The sequence below is a fragment of the Nonomuraea sp. NPDC050783 genome (assembly GCF_040802095.1).
Lineage (GTDB): Bacteria > Actinomycetota > Actinomycetes > Streptosporangiales > Streptosporangiaceae > Nonomuraea.
The window spans coordinates 65278-82617 of record NZ_JBFAHK010000005.1; the positions used below are offsets into that span (position 1 = coordinate 65278).

Annotated in this window: 16 protein-coding genes; 12 read left to right on the plus strand and 4 right to left on the minus strand. The window is 69.1% G+C overall.

The window, feature by feature from the left end; genetic code table 11:
* Window positions 1–101: 101 nt before the first annotated feature.
* From AB0H75_RS14920 to AB0H75_RS14940, 5 genes are all read left to right on the plus strand, one after another.
* A complete protein-coding gene (locus AB0H75_RS14920) occupies window positions 102–2144 on the plus strand; it encodes a cellulose binding domain-containing protein (RefSeq protein WP_367796188.1) in 2043 nt (680 codons plus the stop codon).
* Window positions 2145–2190: 46 nt separating this feature from the next.
* Window positions 2191–5160: a protein kinase gene (locus AB0H75_RS14925; RefSeq protein WP_367796190.1), complete on the plus strand. Its 2970-nt coding sequence runs from the start codon at window positions 2191–2193 to the stop codon at window positions 5158–5160.
* A 91-nt stretch (window positions 5161–5251) separates the two neighbouring features.
* Window positions 5252–5662: a VOC family protein gene (locus tag AB0H75_RS14930; protein ID WP_367796192.1), complete on the plus strand. Its 411-nt coding sequence runs from the start codon at window positions 5252–5254 to the stop codon at window positions 5660–5662.
* 112 nt (window positions 5663–5774) lie between these two features.
* A complete protein-coding gene (locus AB0H75_RS14935; RefSeq protein ID WP_367796194.1) occupies window positions 5775–6194 on the plus strand; it encodes a helix-turn-helix transcriptional regulator in 420 nt (139 codons plus the stop codon).
* Window positions 6195–6334: 140 nt separating this feature from the next.
* On the plus strand, window positions 6335–6793 hold the full coding sequence (locus AB0H75_RS14940) for a pyridoxamine 5'-phosphate oxidase family protein (protein ID WP_367796196.1): 459 nt from the start codon (window positions 6335–6337) through the stop codon (window positions 6791–6793).
* Between the two features lie 62 nt (window positions 6794–6855).
* On the opposite strand, the gene AB0H75_RS14945 is transcribed toward AB0H75_RS14940, so the two are convergent.
* Window positions 6856–8370, minus strand: a complete 1515-nt coding sequence (locus AB0H75_RS14945) for an alpha/beta hydrolase (protein WP_367796198.1) — start codon at window positions 8368–8370, stop codon at window positions 6856–6858.
* Window positions 8371–8564: 194 nt separating this feature from the next.
* Here AB0H75_RS14945 and AB0H75_RS14950 point away from each other — a divergent pair, with 194 nt between their 5' ends.
* Both AB0H75_RS14950 and AB0H75_RS14955 read left to right on the plus strand, forming a co-directional pair.
* Window positions 8565–9821, plus strand: a complete 1257-nt coding sequence (locus tag AB0H75_RS14950; protein WP_367797119.1) for a sensor histidine kinase — start codon at window positions 8565–8567, stop codon at window positions 9819–9821.
* Window positions 9822–9832: 11 nt separating this feature from the next.
* The gene (locus AB0H75_RS14955) at window positions 9833–10477 is read left to right on the plus strand and encodes a LuxR C-terminal-related transcriptional regulator (RefSeq protein ID WP_367796200.1); all 645 of its coding nucleotides are present in this window, start codon (window positions 9833–9835) and stop codon (window positions 10475–10477) included.
* Window positions 10478–10695: 218 nt separating this feature from the next.
* Here the strand turns inward: AB0H75_RS14955 and AB0H75_RS14960 are convergent, their stop codons facing one another.
* Window positions 10696–11019 (minus strand): hypothetical protein, encoded by a 324-nt coding sequence (locus AB0H75_RS14960; RefSeq protein ID WP_367796202.1) that lies wholly within the window; start codon window positions 11017–11019, stop codon window positions 10696–10698.
* 712 nt (window positions 11020–11731) lie between these two features.
* Between AB0H75_RS14960 and AB0H75_RS14965 the strand changes: the two genes are divergently transcribed.
* On the plus strand, window positions 11732–11938 hold the full coding sequence (locus AB0H75_RS14965) for a hypothetical protein (RefSeq protein ID WP_367796204.1): 207 nt from the start codon (window positions 11732–11734) through the stop codon (window positions 11936–11938).
* Between the two features lie 1175 nt (window positions 11939–13113).
* Entirely contained in the window at window positions 13114–14226 is a 1113-nt protein-coding gene (locus AB0H75_RS14970) for a DUF5677 domain-containing protein (protein ID WP_367796206.1), read from the plus strand.
* Window positions 14227–14475: 249 nt separating this feature from the next.
* On the opposite strand, the gene AB0H75_RS14975 is transcribed toward AB0H75_RS14970, so the two are convergent.
* Window positions 14476–15204 (minus strand): XRE family transcriptional regulator, encoded by a 729-nt coding sequence (locus AB0H75_RS14975; protein WP_367796208.1) that lies wholly within the window; start codon window positions 15202–15204, stop codon window positions 14476–14478.
* A 148-nt stretch (window positions 15205–15352) separates the two neighbouring features.
* On the opposite strand from AB0H75_RS14975, the gene AB0H75_RS14980 reads away from it, so the two are divergent.
* The 3 genes from AB0H75_RS14980 to AB0H75_RS14990 are packed head-to-tail and all read left to right on the plus strand — an operon-like array spanning window position 15353 to window position 16801.
* Entirely contained in the window at window positions 15353–15706 is a 354-nt protein-coding gene (locus AB0H75_RS14980; protein ID WP_367796210.1) for a hypothetical protein, read from the plus strand.
* The gene (locus AB0H75_RS14985) at window positions 15648–16190 is read left to right on the plus strand and encodes a GntR family transcriptional regulator (RefSeq protein WP_367796212.1); all 543 of its coding nucleotides are present in this window, start codon (window positions 15648–15650) and stop codon (window positions 16188–16190) included. The genes AB0H75_RS14980 and AB0H75_RS14985 overlap by 59 nt, the downstream gene beginning before the upstream one ends.
* 47 nt (window positions 16191–16237) lie before the next feature.
* Window positions 16238–16801: an HD domain-containing protein gene (locus AB0H75_RS14990; RefSeq protein ID WP_367796214.1), complete on the plus strand. Its 564-nt coding sequence runs from the start codon at window positions 16238–16240 to the stop codon at window positions 16799–16801.
* 8 nt (window positions 16802–16809) lie between these two features.
* Here AB0H75_RS14990 and AB0H75_RS14995 read toward each other — a convergent pair whose 3' ends face one another.
* Complete coding sequence (locus AB0H75_RS14995; protein WP_367796216.1) at window positions 16810–17304, minus strand: hypothetical protein; 495 nt, start codon at window positions 17302–17304, stop codon at window positions 16810–16812.
* Window positions 17305–17340: the final 36 nt, after the last annotated feature.

The window sequence follows — 17340 nt, forward strand, 5'->3', positions numbered from 1 at the left end:
CCCTCGGTTGACGGACCCGGCGGCACGCCACATGATCCTCATGCCTCCTGGTCAGGAGGGGGCGTCGAGTGATTACCGCTATCCCGTGGCGAGGTGCGCCGATGCCGAGATCCCTGTTACGAGCCGCGTCCGCAGCCCTGCTGGCGCTGACCGTCCTCAATGCCCCCGCGGCCCATGCCGCCGACGACCCGTCCCCGGTCGCCGTGACCGTCAACGCGCGTGCCGCGCTCGCCACCATGCCCGAGACCGGTGTCGGCGCCAACCACGCCATCTGGGACACGAACCTGGGCACCGACGACACCGCCGACAAGCTCAAGGCGGCGGGCGTGAAGCTGCTGCGCTACCCCGGCGGCTCCTACTCCGACATCTACCACTGGGAGACCCACACCGCCCCCGGCGGGTACGTCGCCCCGAACACCGACTTCGACACGTTCATGCGCGGCGTCCGCCGCACCGGCGCCCAGGCGATGGTGACCGCCAACTACGGCACCGGCACCGCCGAGGAGGCCGCCGCCTGGGTCCGCCACGCCAACGTCACCAAGGGCTACGGCATCAAGTACTGGGAGATCGGCAACGAGAACTACGGCAACGGCCACTACGGCGCCGCCTGGGAGGCCGACGACCACGCCGACAAGAGCCCGGCCGAGTACGCCCGCCACGTCGTCGCCTACGCCGACGCGATGAAGGCGGCCGACCCCACGATCAAGATCGGCGCGGTGCTGACCACCCCCGCCAACTGGCCCGACGCCATCGTGGGCGAGGGCGACGCCGGGACGTGGAACAAGGTCGTCCTGTCCACCGCCGGCCCCAAGATCGACTTCGTGATCCTGCACTGGTACCCGGGCGCGCTCGACAGGACCGCGCACGTGCCCGACATCGTCCAGCTCACCCGCGAGCAGATCGCCAGGTACGCGGGCGCGGGCGCGGAGCGCATCGGCATCGCGATGACCGAGTTCAACACCGGCAGCAGCAGCAACGGCACGAACACCCAGCCCGGCGCGCTGGCCGCCGCCGACTCCTACGCCGCGCTGCTGGCGAACGGCGTCTTCACGGTGGACTGGTGGAACGTCCACAACGGCATCGGCACGGTCAGCGAGGTCGCCGGCCACACCGACTACGGCGACTTCGGCCTGCTGTCCAGCGCGGTGTGCACCTCCGACGGCTCGGTGTGCGAGCCGCCGCTGAACACCCCGTTCGCGCCGTACTACGCGCTGAAGATGGTCAGCTCGTTCGTCCGCCCCGGTGACCAGTTCGTCCGGGCGGCGACCGACCGGCCCGAGGTCAGCGCGCACGCCGCCCGCCGCCCCAACGGCGACCTGGCGGTCATGCTCATCAACACCTCGGCCGACACCTCCTACCCCGTCACGATCGGTTACGCGGGCTACCGCCCGGCCGCCGGCGCGCCGACCGTCCTGACGCACACGAACGGCGCCACGAGCATCACGACCACCACGTCCGGGACGGCGACCGCGCAGACCCTGCCGCCGCTCTCGCTCACCACGCTCGTGCTGCACCCGGCCGGCTCGCAGGCGGGCCTGCCCGGCGCGCCCGGCCTGCCGAAGGCCACCGCCGTCACCGACACGTCCGCCACGATCACCTGGCCCGCCGCCAGACCGGGCGCCCGCCCGATCGCCAAGTACGAGATCCACCGCCAGAACGGCGTGGTCACCGAGCAGCTCGGCGAGACCTCCGGCACCTCGTTCACGGTCGGCAACCTCACGCCGGGCACCCGCTACACCGTTAACGTGATCGCCCGCGACACCGGCGGCGGCCTCTCCTGGGCCTCCCCGCCGCTGACGTTCACCACCGGCACCCCCGCCGGCAGCTCCTGCTCGGTCCGCCTGAGCATCCAGAGCGACTGGGCCAGCGGCTACGTCGCCAACCTCGACATCACCAACCGGGGCGCCCCGCTCAGCGGCTGGACCCTGACCTTCACCTGGCCCAGGTCGTGGCAGAGCCTCGGCAGCGGCTGGAGCGGCGTCTGGACGCAGACCGGCTCGGAGGTCAAGGTCGTCAACGAGGCGGGCAACGGCTCGCTGCCGACGAACGCCACGACCACCGTCGGCTACGTCGGCAACTACAGCGGCCCGAACGTCCTGCCCACCGCCTTCACCCTGAACGGAACCGTCTGCCGAACCGAGTGAGCCCGCGCGCTGGCCAGGCACCGGCGCGCGGTGCGATCCTGGCCCCGTGCCCGACGTACGGCTGCGCGCCTCCTTCCGCTACGTCCACGAGCCGCTGCACGCCGAGGAGGACGCCGTCCCCATGCTCGGCAACGAGGAGTTCGTGGCCGAGCTGAAGCAGCGCCTGCGCAAGTCCAGGGGCGGCACGTTCCTGGTCACCGGGTTCCGGGGCGTGGGCAAGAGCACCGTGGTGGCGCGGGCGCTGCACGAGATCGAGCGGGACGGCCGGCCCGGCGAGCTGGTCGTCCCGATCGTCCTGAGCGTGGCGCGGCCGACCGCTCCCGACCGGCTGCTGTTCTCGGTCGTCCGCCGCTCCTACGAGGCCCTGGCCGACCGGGGCATTCTCGACCGGCTGGCCCCGCCCGTGCAGCGGGCGCTCATGCTGGCCCACATCCGCACCTCCTACGGCCTCAAGCAGACCTCCTCCGACGCGACCGAGCACAACGCCACGCTCTCCCTGGCCCTGGGCGAGGCCGCCAAGAAGCTCACGGGCCCCCTGGGCTTCGTCGCCCCCGGCCTCAACGTCTCGCGCAAGCGCACCCGGTCCCTGGCCACCGAGGCGTCCTTCCTCACCTACTCCGACACCGACGTCGAGCACGACCTGGACCGGATCGTGTCCCTGATCGGCGTCCCGCCCGCACGCCGGCGGCGGTGGTGGTGGCAGCGGCACCGGCACGCCGGCAGCCGCGTCCATCTGGTGATCGTCCTCGACGAGGCGGACAAGCTCACCGCCACGCCCGAGGGCCTGGCCTCCTTCGAGGCGCTGCTCAGCACCCTGAAGAACGCCCTGACCATGCGGGGCGTGCACTTCCTCATCGTGGCGGGCCCCGACCTGCACGACCACGCCGTGCGCGACGTCAACCGCGGCAACAGCGTGTACGAGAGCGTGTTCGCCTGGCGGATGTACGTGCCGTGCATGTGGGAGGCCCCCGAGCGGCTCCTCGCCGAGCTGCTGGCCGATCCGCAGGACGCGGACGGGCTGCGGCGCTTCGTCGGGCACCTGCGGTTCAAGGCGCGCGGGGTGCCGCGACGGCTGTTGCAGGAGTTCAGCGAGCTGGTGGTCTGGGACCACGACCAGCCGTACCTGAGCATCGAGGGCGTGGACCGCGACCGCGTCGAGTTCTACGCCGACATGGAGGACGTCCTGCACGACTTCCACCGCACGAGCGGGCGGGAACGCCTGCTCGCCGTGCCCATCGACAAGGACCGCTGGCGGATGGCGGGCTACTACGCCCTCGACTGGGTGCTGCGGACCGGCGGGGAGGCGTTCACCGTCCAGGACATCCTCCAGGCCGACGACCTCGACCCCATGCTGCGGGTGGCGCACGCGGAGCTGGAGCGGCTGCTGAAGCACCTCGCCGACCGCGAGGTCATCCAGGTCGTACGGCGGCCGGACGCCGGATCGACCATGGTCGGCGACAACCCGGCCACCCGGCTGACCGGCTACGCGCTGACCCCCGAGGTGCGCGGCCGCCTGCTCGGCCTGGCCCTGCACAGCGAGGCCGAGCGCGCCTCGCCGGACCTGCCGCTTCTGGTCCCCGGCGAGACTGCCGCCCCCGCCAGGGCCCGCGACACCACCGGCGCCTTCGACCGGCCCGCCCCGGGGACCGGCACCGGCGCGGAGGCCCCCGTCCAGAGCGTCATCCGGGTGATCGGCGACCAGTACGACCTCATCGAGCTGATCGGGCAGGGCGGGATGAGCTCGGTCTACAAGGCGTGGGCCCGCGCCGAGCACCGCTACGTCGCGGTGAAGTCGATCAGGTCCGACGTCACCGAGCGCTGGCGCTTCAGGCGCGAGATCGCGCTCGCCCGGCGGCTCGACCATCCCGGCATCGTCCGGACGCTCGACGTGGTGGACGAGGACCACGAGCTGGCCCTGGTGATGGAGCTGGTGGAGGGGCCGACGCTGGAGCGGCTGGTCGAGGAGGAGGGGCCCCTGCCGCCCGGCGAGGTCGCCGAGCTGGGGGCGCGCCTGGCCGAGACGCTGTCGTACGTGGCCCGCGAGGGCGTCTTCCGCCTCGATCTCAAGCCCTCCAACATCATCATGAACCCGGCCGCCGGCCCGGTCATCGTGGACGTCGGCATCGCCAAGAGCCGCCAGGACGTGGAGTCCACCCGGCCCGACATCGTGGTGGGCACGCCGTCCTACCTGTCGCCGGAGGCGCTCACCGGGCACGCGCAGGACATCAGGTCGGACGTCTACGCGCTCGGGCTGGTCCTGGCCTTCGCCGCGACCGGGCGCGTCGCGGCGGGCAGCGGGGACATCCAGCGGGTGTTCGCCAGGATCACGCGGGGCGACCTCGACCTCTCCGGCATCGAGCCGCCCCTGCTCCCGGTGATCGCCCGCGCCACCGCCCTCGACCCGGCGCGGCGCTACCAGCACCCGGACGAGCTGCGCGCCGCCCTGCGACCCGGCGACCCGCCCGCCGGCGGCCCGGGGGGCGGGGGGCCGGGCGGTGGCGGGCCGCACGTCACGACCATCCTCGTGTACGGCGTGACCTGCCCGAACGGGCACTTCACCGACGGCGAGCGCCGCAGGTGCATGGTGTGCGACGCCGAGCTGGCCCGCACCCTCACCCACTACCCCGGCCCCCGCCCCAAACTGGGCGATCTCGTCCTCGACGACGGCCGCGAGCTGCCCCTGGAGACCACGTACGTGCTGGGCGGGAACCCGCCGGACGACTCCGGCGCCGTCCCCGTCAAGATCGAGGGCGCCGACGACCAGCACCTGGTGATCGAGGTGGCCGAATGGCACGTGTACGCCCACGACCTGGACACCGACACCGGCACGTACATCAACTTCGGCACGGACATCGGCTTCGGCACGGACATCGGCTTCGGCACGGACATCGGTTTCGGCACGGGCGGCGCCTTCCACCGGATGGCTCCCGGCACGACGGTGAGCCTGCATCCGGGCATGGCGCTCCGCCTGGGCTCCGGCCCGACGACCGTGACGTTCCGCGGCCGCACGGCGTGAGCCCGCCTGAGCCGCCGGGGGCGGCGGCGACGACGGGATCGATCACGAATTGAGAAGCGCAGGTCACGGCGGTGGTTCTAGCCTGTTCGTCATGGATATCACCATTCACACCTGCGTGCTGCCGCACGAGGACCCGGACGCCTCCCTGGCCTTCTACCGCGACACCCTCGGCTTCGAGGTCCGCAGCGACGTCGGGCAGGGCAGGACGCGCTGGATCACGGTCGGCCCGGCCGGCCAGCCCGGCACGTCCATCCTCCTGGCGCCGCCCGGCACCGACCCCGGCATCACCGACGACGAGCGCCGCACCATCAGCGAGATGATGGCCAAGGGCACCTACGGCTGGATCCTGCTGGCCACCTCCGACCTCGACGACGTCTTCGAGAAGGTGCAGGCCGGCGACGCCGAGGTCGTCCAGGAGCCGACCGAGCAGCCCTACGGCGTGCGCGACTGCGCCTTCCGCGACCCGGCCGGCAACCTGGTCCGCATCCAGGAGGTGCGCTGAGCCGTCCGGCGCTCCGCCGCGCCCGGAATCCGGAACCCCCGAACCACCCCAACCGGCGGCCGGGCCGCGAGAGCGCCCGCGCACGCCGTCCTGTCGATGCAAGGAGTTCTCCATGTGTTACCCAGCGTGGGGCCAGGCCCTGGCCGCGGCGCAGCGCCTGCACGACCTCGCGCGGCTGCGCCGCGTCCGCGACCGGATCGACCGCGAGTACGCGCGGCCGCTGGACGTCCAGGCGCTCGCCAGGGACGCCGGCACGCCCGCCGGGCAGCTCAGCCACCGGTTCCGGCAGGCGTACGGCAAGTCGCCGTACGCGTACCTGATGGACCGCCGCGTCGAGCGCGCGGCGGCGCTGCTGCGTCTCACCCACCTCAGCGTCCCCGAGATCTCCGCGGCGGTCGGCGGCCCGTCACCGGCCGCCTTCGGCACCCGCTTCACCGAGCTGGTCGGCATGCCGCCCGCCGCCTACCGGCAGGCCGCCGGGCCGGTCGGGAATCGGGAAGCACCGCCCGCGGGGCTGACGCTGGCGTCCTGACCATGACGTCCACCGGGTCCGTGACCCTTGAGGTGGCCGGCCCCGCAGCCGCCTGGCGGAAGCACACCGCACACCGCACACCGCACACCGCGCACGACGCACCGCGCACGACGCACGACGCACGACTGGAGAAAGGCACCATGACGGACGCACCGCCCGCACGTACCCGTGAGGAGAGGCTGCGGGACACCCGCGCGAAGCTGGAAGGTGAGATCGACCTCTGGGTCGCCACGTCGGGCTCCCCCGACGGCGTCCACCTCGTCCCGCTCTCCTACCTCTGGGACGGGAGCACGATCCTCATCTCGACGCCGCGCGCCTCGGTCACCGGCCGCAACCTGCTGGCCGACGGCCGGGTCCGGCTCAGTCTCGGCCGGACCCGCGACGTCGTCCTCATCGACGGCACCGCCGAGCCGGTGGACCTCGCCGACCTGCCTCCCGGCACCGGTGACGCGTTCGCGGCCAGGACCGGTTTCGACCCGCGCGAGCTGGCCGAGCCCTACCAGTACTTCCTGATCCGGCCGCGCCGCGTCCAGGCCTGGCGCGAGGCGAACGAGCTGCGGGGCCGCGACCTCATGCGCGACGGCCACTGGCTCGCCTGAGCCCCGGCCCGGCCTCCGCGTCCGCCCGGCCCGGCCCCCGCGTCCGCCCGGCCCGCTCGCGCTCATTCGGCGGGGCAGATCGTGCCGGGCGCGGGCAGCCGCAGCTCGGTCAGGTACGTGGTGGCGTGCGCGATGGGGCACTTCTTGCCCGAGAGGTACAGCACGTGCCCCGGCCCGTCGTAGCCGAGGGTCACCGAGCCCGGCACCATCCGGACGAACCGTTCCGTCCACGGGAAGTCGCCCTCCAGGGTGCCGGCGCCCAGCACCGGCGGAACCCCGCGCACCGGTAGGGGACGCGCCGGGTTCGGCACCGCCTCGGACCAGCCCGCGCAACCGAGCCCGTCGAACGCCGCCCCGGCGAAGCTGGGCGCGATCTCGCGCACCTGCCGGCGGAAGCGGGCGAGCTGGCCGTAGCTGGTGTAGCCCCGCTCGTCGCCGCAGGTCATGGCCAGGAGGCCCGGCATGGACCAGACCCGGGCGTTGCCGAGAACCCCCTCGGCGAACCCTGACCAGTCACCGCGGCGCGCCTGCTCGACCGCCCTGGCGAAGGCCGCCCACCGCTCGTGGCCCGGCCCCGGGTCCAGGGGGAAACCGAAGCTGCGCAGGTGCCAGCCGCTCAGCTCGCCCGCGCCGAACCGCTCGGACGTGACGGGGACCGGCCTGCGGTCGGCGTCCCGGGTGAGCCCGCGCCAGACCGCCGTGGCGTCCTCGCCGTGCAGCGCGCAGGACGGCGTGGCCGCGCACCACGTACCGAAGCGGGCCAGCGCCCGCTCCGCGCCCGAGAACGCCACCAGATTCATCCGCGGCCAGCCCTCGGTCTGGTTGACCACGCCGTCCACGTAGAGGGCCCGGACGCGCCCCGGGAACAGCCGCAGGTACGCGGCCGCGGGCACTCCGCCGTAGGAGTTGGCCATGAAGCTCAGCCGTTCCTCGCCCAGGGCGCGGCGCACGGCGTCCATGTCCCTGGCCACCGACAGCGAGTCCATGTGGGCGAACAGGCCGGTCCGGTCGTCGTCCCGGCACCGCTCGAACGCCTTGGACATGGCGGCGGCCAGGGCGGCGTACTGGCGGCGGTCGCGGGGCTCGTCCAAGGCCGTGCCCGGCTGCCCGCACGAGGCGGGCATGCGCTCGCGCCAGACGGCGTTGCGCGGGCTGTAGCCGACGAGGTCGAAGCGGCGGCGCAGCTCGGTCAGGTCGCCCGCGGCGTGGGCGAGGTCCTCGATGCCGTTCGCGCCCGGGCCGCCGGGGACGCCGAGCACGCTGCCGACGCGGCGGGCGGGCTCGGTGGCCCGCAGCCTGGCCAGCTCCAGCTCGACCTTGCGGCCTTCGGGCCTGGACCAGTCCACGGGCACCTCGATGGCCGCGCACTCCATCCCGGCGGGCCTCCCCTCGCCCGCGCACGGTTTCCAGCCGAGCCGCGCCGTGGCGGCGTACGCGGGTGGCGCCAGGCTCCCCACAGCCGTCGCCGGCACCGCCCCCGCCGCCGTCGCCAGCACCACCACCGCTGCCCCCGCCCTGCCCATCAGCCCGCGAACCCCCGGACCCCTGGCCCCGCCGAACGGAATCCCGCCGAACATCCGAGCCCTCCTCCACTCTCCGCTGTCCGTTTCGTCTCCTTCCGCCCCAGCCTCGGCCGCGAGGCCGGTCACCCACCACGGGGCGGCCCGCCGTCCCGGTTCCGGACATCCCCCGGGGGACCGCCGGGTGGTCCTCCCCGCGCTCACCCGCCACCCTGGAAAAGGGCAAAAGGAGAAAGGAGCACCCGGTGCGGATGTGGCGCGAGCTGGCCTACTCGCTGGCCCTGCCGGTCATGGTCGCCCTCGGCCTGCTCCACCTGCTCGCCGTCGCGCTGAGCGTGCTGGCCTCGGCCAACCTCGTCGGCCTGCCGCTGCTGGCCGCGTGTGTGACGGGCGCCAGGGGCCTCGGCCGGGTCAACCGGGGGCTGGCCCGGACGCTGGCCGGGGCGGAGGTGCCGCCGCCCCCGCCGTTCCGGCCGGACCGGGGCCTGATGAACCGGCTGGTGGCGGCGCTCGGTGACGTCACCGGCTGGCGTGCGACCGTCCACAGCCTGGTCAGGCTGCCGGCCGCCGTCCTGGCCTGCGCCGCCGCGGCGGCGTCATGGGGCCTCGGGCCGGTCCTGCTCTCCTGCCCGCTGTGGTGGCGGACCTCCGCCTTCCCCGCCCTGGCGCCGGGCGGCCTGCCCGGGGCGCTGCTCATGAGCGTGCTGGGGCTGGCGCTGCTGCTCCTCGCGCCCAAGGTCGTGCACCTCGCGCTCGGCCCGGAGCGGCTGCTGGCCCGTACGCTGCTCGGCCCCGCCCCCGGCCAGGCCCGCATCCGTACGCTGGAGGAGACCCGGGCACTGGCCGTGGACGACGCCGCCGCCGCGCTGCGCCGCATCGAGCGCGACCTGCACGACGGCACGGCCGCCCGCCTGGTCGCCCTCGCGATGAGCATCAGCATGGCCCGCGAGGAGCTGGACACCGCCGCCGAGGAGCCGGACACCACCGGCGAGGAGCCGGACACCGCGGGCAACCCGGACGACCGCCTCGAACACGCCCGTACCCTCCTCGACAACGCCCACCGCAACGCCAAGGAGGCCCTGTCCGAGCTGACCGACCTCATCCGCGGCATCCACCCGCCCGCCCTCGACAAGGGCCTGGAGGTGGCGCTGGCCACACTCGCCGCGCGCAGCCCGCTCCCCGTCGCCCTCGACGTGGACCTGCCGGTACGGCCCTCGTCCGCCGTCGAGACCATCGCCTTCTTCTGCACCGCCGAGCTGCTGGCCAACGTCGTCAAGCACAGCGGCGCCCGCAACGCCGAGGTCCGGGTGCGGGCCGCGGACGGGCGGCTCCGCCTGCGGGTGCGCGACGACGGCAACGGCGGCGCGGCACCGGGCACCGGCTCCGGGCTGCGCGGGCTGGCCGGACGCGTCCGGGTCGTGGACGGCGTCCTGGCGATCCACAGCCCTCCCGGAGGACCTACGGTGGTGACTGTCGATCTTCCCCTGGGGGCCGGCACGGGGAGCTGAACGGAGAGCCGATGCGCATCGTGATCGCCGAGGACGCCGTGGTGCTCCGGGACGGGCTGTGCCTGCTGCTCACCTCGCGCGGGCACGAGGTGGCCGCCGCCGTGGGCGACGGCGAGGCCCTGGCGGCGGCCGTGGCCGAGCACCGCCCCGACGTCGCCGTGGTCGACGTCCGCATGCCGCCCTCCCACACGGACGAGGGGCTGCGCGCCGCGATCCGGATCCGCCAGGACCACCCTGACCTGGGCGTGCTGGTGTTCTCCCAGTACATCGAGACCCGCTACGCCGCCCAGCTCCTGGCCGGCGGGGCACGCGGGGTCGGCTACCTGCTGAAGGAACGCGTGGCCGACGTCAAGGACTTCCTGACGGCCCTCGACCGCGTCGCCGCCGGGGAGACCGTCCTCGACCCGGAGGTCGTCACCCAGATCATGGGCGCCAGCCGGCGCGGCGAAACCCTCGCCCTGCTGACGCCGCGCGAGCGGGAGGTCCTGGCCCTGATGGCCCAGGGCCGCTCCAACACCGCCATCGCCGAGGCCCTGTTCCTGTCGTACGGCTCGGTGGAGAAACACGTCTCCCAGATCTTCACCAAACTGGGCCTGACCCCTTCCGACACCGACCACCGCCGCGTCATGGCCGTCCTGCACTACTTACAGGCATGACCCCGCACGGCCCCACACCCGCGCCTCACCGGCTCGCCGCGATCACCGCCAGTGCTTGCGGTCAGGGGCGAGGCACACCTGCGTGAGCCTCTTCCTGGACCTCAGCGTCCCGCCGCACGTCGTCCGGGAGCGCACGCTCTCGGCAAGCTCGGTGACGCGCTGAGGTAGGCGCTTAGCTGCACATACCAAAGAACGCCTGGACAGACCTGTCCGGGCGTTCACCGTTGTGTAAGCCGGTCCCTCACATGTTGCGGTAGAAGCGGCCGGTAGTCGTAGCCGAAGTCGTCCAGTTCCGACTGCACCCACAGGGCGGAGCGATCACCAGGTTCAAGCTCCCCCAAATGCCACTTCAAGCTGTCCATCGCTCGCTGCTCCCGCTCTCGCTCGCTGCCTGGAATGAAGTCGGCCGGAAGGTTGTGACAGATGTCAGCGATCATGCGTATGCGATCAACATGAGCCTGCGCGCTCTCAAGATCTTCGTTCGGCAGCTCTCGTTTGACGATGTGCGTAGTTGCACGGATCTCGATGAATGCTCGGGTCATGAGATACCGGACTGCGGTTCGAGCCGACATCCTCGGCTGTCGGCGTCGTAACCACCCCAATGCTTCGCCACCTCTTAATCAGGCGAACTGTCGCCAGAACAACAAAAATGCCCCGAAGCGGTGATCGCTACGGGGCTTCCTTGCTGTTCAGAGCTTGTGGTCAGGGGCAGGGTCGAACTGCCGACCTTCCGCTTTTCAGGCGGAGCAATCACCCTGCTCGGTTGATGGAGACCGTGGTCAAACGCGTGTGGACGGTGGCGTGGATTCGTCGGTGTGTGGGGACGTTGCTGTCAGTGCTACTGTCACCCCGGCCATGGTCACCCGGTGGCAAGGCCCGACGGAGGAGGGCCTTGCCGGCGATCGCCCCAGCCTGTACGACGGGCACCGAAGTCCGCGATCGTCACGGCCTCAGCCACGGTGCTGGCTATCTGATCCGTAGGGCCGAGCAAGCACCTTGTGGGGCTCTTGCCCTGAGCAGGTAGTAGATGTCGATCGGTGGGTGTGTGATCCCGTAAAACGTGTCGCTGTACGTGCTGCTGTGCAGCATGCCCTGGACGTCTGTGGGGCGGTCCGCACGCAAGTAGTGAAGAGGGCTGGTCAAGACTCGTGCGTACTCGCCATCGGGACAGTGTCTTGTCCTCTACCAACATGTAGTCCCCACGGGCTGAGCAGCTTACGGTGGCGGCGTCCAGTTCTCCTACAAGGAGAGTTCATGGAACCGTTCGCGAAAAACGAGTATGAGACTGAGGCTCGGAAGGCTCTACAGAAGGGGCACGCCGAGGTTGCCCTTGTCTGGGCTGCTCTTGCGCAGGCAGAGGCCACGAAACAGACGGAAGGGCATCTAAAGGAGATCAGGCGCCTAATAGGCGGGATTCAGCTCAACTTGGAGAGCATCGCGTCAGGCGGTAAGCCCGCCTAGACCCGATCTTGGCGTACGAGATCCTTAGCCGCAACGGCACGTCCCGTCAATACAGATCTGCGTGCTCCAAGGAGAAGGAAGTCTCACTAGCCGACAACTCAAGCGGTCACTACGTTATTGATGTGGCGAGAGGGAGAAAAAGCTTCATAGAAAAGTATTGGGGCTATGGTCTGCTTGCGGCTATCGCTGCTGCCTGGTGGATCGTAGACGACAAGGGAAAAGTCGCTCCTCTCTTGATTGCGGCGTCCGTACTCACAATCATCTATTTCCTTTTCAGGGTGCCTCGGACCTGTGGAGCCCAAGGACGCCAGGGAGCATGCAGAAACAACGCTCAGGGCCTCCTGTTCGGTTGCAACCAGGTCCGTGAGCACAAGCGGCAGAACCTCGCTCGCCGACTGGGGCGGGAGCGGTGGCGTCGGTTGAATCGAGGCCTCTGGGCAACGCCCAAGGACACAATGGCGACACTGTCTTGCCTGGGTGCGACGGGATCCGCTCTGGCAGCGACAATGGCCGTTATTCTAGATCGCGGATAGCCGACACTCAAAAGTCCGCGATTAAAGCAGGCTAGCGATCTAGTCTTCCGCTTCAGGCTGAACAATCACGCTGTTCTACTGATTGAGGCCGTAGTCGGGCGCGCGTGGATGGTGGCGCGGACGCGTCGGCGCGCGGGGACGTTGCTGCCGGCCTCAGCCTTGCCACCGATTGCCCTAACTCTGGTCGGCCAGAGCCGAGGTAAGCAATCGCCGCGGCCGGCACCACCGGTCACTTCATACGAGTGAAGCGGAATACTGTGATGGAGGCTAGATGCTGCTGCTCAACCGTGTGACGCTGGACGGATGATCAGGTTGTGTGAGGCGGCATTGCTGCACTTCCCTTAGGTACAGCGACCGACAGCAACCCGCGTATCCGGTGGCCAGCCAACCCGGAGCGTAGGGCCGCCAAGCGCGAGCACCGGAAGCGGCGCGGCAGCATGGTCTACGGCCTCGCAGCATGAAGGCGGAACTCAACCCCTACTCCACTTACCCTCACACTCCGTGATCTTCAGGTTGTCGAACGCGACATGACGGTTCGGTCTCACAGTGAGGTTGCAGCCGGTGGGCGCCGTAGGCAATAACCGGTGGACCCGTGGCCGGATCCATGAGATTCTGGTCGGCTGCCCATCGTCAGGAGACGGTATGAACATTGAGTCGTCGGAGTTCATGGACATAATCACAGGCGTTGCCAACCGCATCATTGCCGATAAGAACAAAAGTCATGAGGTAATCAGTAAAGGAGATGCAGTTCTAGATGCCTATTCTGAGTTTAGCTTCAATGCGCGAACGCTAGCGCCGACGTGGTACGCCAAGGGTGCACGCCGAGCGATCATCCAGAGGCGTCGAAGATCGGCTGCACGCCAGCGAACACAGCAAAGTGTGCTCAAGCGCTTCCATAAGGCATTTACTCACTGGGAACTTTCTCTTGCATCTTCCGAGCTGATTAGTAGCTCACTGTCCAAGACGTTCTGGCGTCGCACATTCGATCCACACGGGCCCGAAAGGTCATCTAAGCTGTTTGGGATCGCAGAGGAGTTTGGCGGCCCCGCTCTTCGCCTACTTCTGCTGACCGGTATGCAGGCACGTATGATTACCCTCTCCGAAGAGATCATTCTTCTGCTCCGAAATGGCCTATCCGATGGCGCGTACGGGCGCATGAGAACGCTGTACGAACTGGTAGTAAAGACGTTCTTCCTATGCAACAATGAACGACAAGATGGGGGTTTCGAGCTAACAGAACGCTTCTACGTCGCAGCGCGCGCAGGAGTGGATGCGAGCGAACTGGATGAACTCGACACGAACATTCTTGCTCAAGCACGAGCACAGTGGGGTGATCATTTCTTCAAGGGAGAGAACAACTGGGCTGCGCCAGGACGCGGAATCCCCCAGAAGACACGGATAACCTTCCGTGATATCGAGGAGGCTGTTGAGAGTAGCCACCTCAGAGAGCTTTACGTGGCATGTAATTCCGCAGTTCATGCTGGATCAGATCAAATTATTCGAGCGTTTGTTCCTCGGCGAATTATCTATCAGACTCGTGGGCACTTGGACCCAGCTGCAACCGCATGCATCGGCCTAGCATGCACGGGATTTTTGCTGATGGGAACTATGGAGATCCTCAAACGGATTTCCGTGGACACACACACCTGGGATCTTCCGTTAGAAGCTACGGCATTCCTCTTCGACATCAACGTCAGCATTGGGGAGTTCACCCAGGCATCTCTTAAGGCAGGGAATATCCCCTTGACTCCCTGATGATGCCCTCATCATCTAATCTCCCTCGTTACGCATGGTCATGCGTGCCATATCCGGTGATGACGAGCGGCTCTGCGCTTCGCCGCAATGGTCGGATGCGGGGGCGGCGCTGGCCGTGACCGGCCGGAGAGCCGCAGCGCGGCCAGCGACCGCCCACGCGCGGCAGGCCGCCGCAGGCGGGCTGCCCTTGATGACGTGGAGAGAAGTTGCTTTCTGGTCTGGCCGTTGCTGTGTCCGCTGGGGTTTGAGCTACTGGTTGTGGGGCTGGGCGGTGGTCCAGATGCGGTTGAAGCTGCTGAGGTAGGTGCCTGCCGGCCCCTCGTCGTTGGTGTTGGTGAGGTGCATGACGGGGGCGTTGGCGGCTGGGGTGCCGTAGGCGTGGGTGTTGATCAGGAGCTGGTCGTCTGCGCGGTAGAGGGAGTTGTAGAGGACAGTGCGGTGGAGTCGGAGTTCGACTCCCTGCACGTCGATTAGGGGACGGTACAGCGTGAGGGCGTTCCTGACGCGGGCTGCCATAACCTCGGCTCCGATGCCTTCGTCGACTCCCCTGGCGGCGACTTCCGGGCCTTCGGGGTCGCCGAGGAGGATGCGGACCTTGACGCCGGCCTCGGCCCTCTCGGTGAGGATGCGCTGCACAGCGGGATCTTCAGCGAGGAACAACGCGCTGTAGGCGAGGATGTCGATCTCCCTTATGGCCGTGTTGAAGTGGGCGCGCCAGGTCGTCTGGGGGATGGCCCAGCGGTGGGGGTAGATCGTGTGGATGCCGTCGGCGAGTGCCTGGTGTCTGTGGGCGGCTTCTGGCCATAGGTCGGCTTCGTCGACGTTGAGGAGGTCGGCGACGGCCCAGCGGTGGCGGGGGTAAGGGATGCGGCCGTTGAGCCATCTGCTGACGGTTTTGGGGTCGACGGCCAGGGCGGCGGCGACGTCGGTGGTGTTGAGGCGGGCTGCGGCCAGTGCGTAGCGGAGGTTGTTGTTCATGACCGGCCTGCTCCTCTCGCAGAACGACCCTGTGCTGCGACGTTAGCATCAGACGTCCCTAGACGTCCCCTAGTTGCGGTGTTCCCGCCCCAGGCCACAGAGCCAAGCTCGACGCACGGAACCGCACGGGACATCAGGGAGGGCGAGGGTGCGCAAGAGCCAGAGCATCAAGGAGCAGCAGCGGGCGTACGCGGAGCGGCTGCTGGTCGCGCTGGGCAAGCAGCTCGGCGAGCGGGGCGTGACGCAGGTGTTGGTCGTCGCTCAGGACGGGCGGCCGGCGCTGGATGTGACCGACAGTCGGTGCCGGGTGCGGCGGGTGTTCGTGCATCTGCCGTTCTGCTGGTTCTACTGGGGGGATCAGCAGGACGAGCGGGTGTCGTTCCTGCAGATGATCGGCGCGGTGGACCGGATCGAGGAGGCCGCGCGGGCAGGGTGGGCGGACGGTGAGCAGGGCGATCTACGGATTGATCTGGACAAGCTGCTCGATGCCTACCGCGGCTGAACCGGTGGGTACGGGGGGATGGCTGACCGGGGGGCGGGTCTACACCCGGATCGCTGATCGGCTGCGAGAGCGGATCCGGTCGGGTGAGTTCGCCCCTGGCCAGGTGCTGCCCTCCGAGGCGGAGCTGTGCCGGGGGTTCGGGGTGGCGCGGAACACGGTCCGGCGCGGGCTGGCGATCCTGGAGGAGGAAGGGTTGCTGGTCACGGTCCCGTCCAAGGGGCGCGTGGTGCTTGGGGAGGGTGCGGCGGCCTCGTATCGCTATCAGGTGATCGCCGCGTGGTTGCGTGAGCGGATTGCGCGGCGCGAGTTCGCGCCTGGTGATCTGCTGCCGAGTGAGACCGCGTTGCGGCGGCGGTTCCAGGCGTCGCGGACCACGGTGCGGCAGGCCCTGGCGTTGCTGGAGCATGAGGGGTTGGTGGTGGCGGAGCATGGGCGAGGGCGGTTCGTCCGGCTTTGGGACCGGAGGACGTCCCAGGACGTCTAGTCTTTCCCAGGCGTTCTGGGACGCATTTCGTGCCTATCGTGAACCACGTGGGACATACCGAATGGGCATACGGCCTGGCCAAGGACCTGCTGGAGACGACGTTGCCTCGGCGGTGGGCGCACACCCTCGGGGTCGCCGAGCAGGCCGAGACCCTGACCGCGGTTCTCGGCGCGGACACCGACACCCTGATCGCCGCGTGCCTTCTGCATGACATCGGCTACGCCCCGGACCTGGTCGACACTGGCATGCACCAGCTCGACGGCGCACGCTACCTGCGTGACGTGGCCGGAGCGGATGAGCGGCTGTGCCGTCTGGTGGCCTACCACTCGTGCGCGGACAACGAGGCGCGGCAACGGGACCTGCTCGACGTCCTAGCCAAGGAGTTCGATCAAGAACGGCCGGACCTGGCCAGGGCGCTCACCTACTGCGACATGACCACCAGTCCGGATGGCCGGCATGTGGACGTCCTTGACCGGCTGGCCGAGATCCGCTCACGGTACGGCCCGGAGCATGTGGTTAGTCGCTCCATCACTGACTCGACTCCGTGCATTCTTGCCTCGGTAGAGGCAGTTACGACCGCGTTGAAGTCGAGCCGCGGCAGGAATGGATGATCGATGCGTCACAGCTGTGCCCTGGTCGACACAGGTTCCGGTCGGTGTCGTCCTTGCATCAGCCAATCAGCAAGATGATCGGTAAGTACATGCAGCGCTGCTGCAGCCGCCGTCACCAACGCGGCGTCGGGAGGATTGTCTCCCTCGGCCAACTCCAGCGCTCGCCTCAGATCGCCGATCTGTTGGGAAAATGCGTTTCCTACCTTCCTTCCTAGGGAGAACAAAGCGATTTCGGCCTTCAACGCGCTGGCGGTCCAGTTCTTGCTGTCAGTTATGTGCGGCAACGCGGTGCCGTTGTCGAGCGAGCGAGTCAGCTGTACATCGATGTCGGCCAAGAGGAGAAAGAACTCGATCGCGCTTGTCCGAGCTTCGATCTCAAGCGCGACGCGTCTCTCGTGGCGTCGTGTCGCCACGACCACGACCCATGCAGTTAGCGCTGCCACGATGCCGCCGATGACCGCAGATAAGGCGCCCTGCAAGAGATTGGCCCACCACCCTTGCATACGACACCCTCCAAACCAGCTCATGGCACACGCCGC

What these genes read in the sequence shown, in the direction of transcription:
- AB0H75_RS14920 (WP_367796188.1), top strand. Translation starts at nt 102, where the DNA reads ATGCCGAGATCCCTGTTACGAGCCGCGTCCGCAGCCCTGCTGGCGCTG.
- AB0H75_RS14930 (WP_367796192.1), top strand. Translation starts at nt 5,252, where the DNA reads ATGGATATCACCATTCACACCTGCGTGCTGCCGCACGAGGACCCGGAC.
- AB0H75_RS14935 (WP_367796194.1), top strand. Translation starts at nt 5,775, where the DNA reads ATGTGTTACCCAGCGTGGGGCCAGGCCCTGGCCGCGGCGCAGCGCCTG.
- AB0H75_RS14940 (WP_367796196.1), top strand. Translation starts at nt 6,335, where the DNA reads ATGACGGACGCACCGCCCGCACGTACCCGTGAGGAGAGGCTGCGGGAC.
- AB0H75_RS14945 (WP_367796198.1), bottom strand. Translation starts at nt 8,370, where the DNA reads ATGTTCGGCGGGATTCCGTTCGGCGGGGCCAGGGGTCCGGGGGTTCGC.
- AB0H75_RS14950 (WP_367797119.1), top strand. Translation starts at nt 8,565, where the DNA reads ATGTGGCGCGAGCTGGCCTACTCGCTGGCCCTGCCGGTCATGGTCGCC.
- AB0H75_RS14955 (WP_367796200.1), top strand. Translation starts at nt 9,833, where the DNA reads ATGCGCATCGTGATCGCCGAGGACGCCGTGGTGCTCCGGGACGGGCTG.
- AB0H75_RS14960 (WP_367796202.1), bottom strand. Translation starts at nt 11,019, where the DNA reads ATGACCCGAGCATTCATCGAGATCCGTGCAACTACGCACATCGTCAAA.
- AB0H75_RS14965 (WP_367796204.1), top strand. Translation starts at nt 11,732, where the DNA reads ATGGAACCGTTCGCGAAAAACGAGTATGAGACTGAGGCTCGGAAGGCT.
- AB0H75_RS14970 (WP_367796206.1), top strand. Translation starts at nt 13,114, where the DNA reads ATGAACATTGAGTCGTCGGAGTTCATGGACATAATCACAGGCGTTGCC.
- AB0H75_RS14975 (WP_367796208.1), bottom strand. Translation starts at nt 15,204, where the DNA reads ATGAACAACAACCTCCGCTACGCACTGGCCGCAGCCCGCCTCAACACC.
- AB0H75_RS14995 (WP_367796216.1), bottom strand. Translation starts at nt 17,304, where the DNA reads ATGCAAGGGTGGTGGGCCAATCTCTTGCAGGGCGCCTTATCTGCGGTC.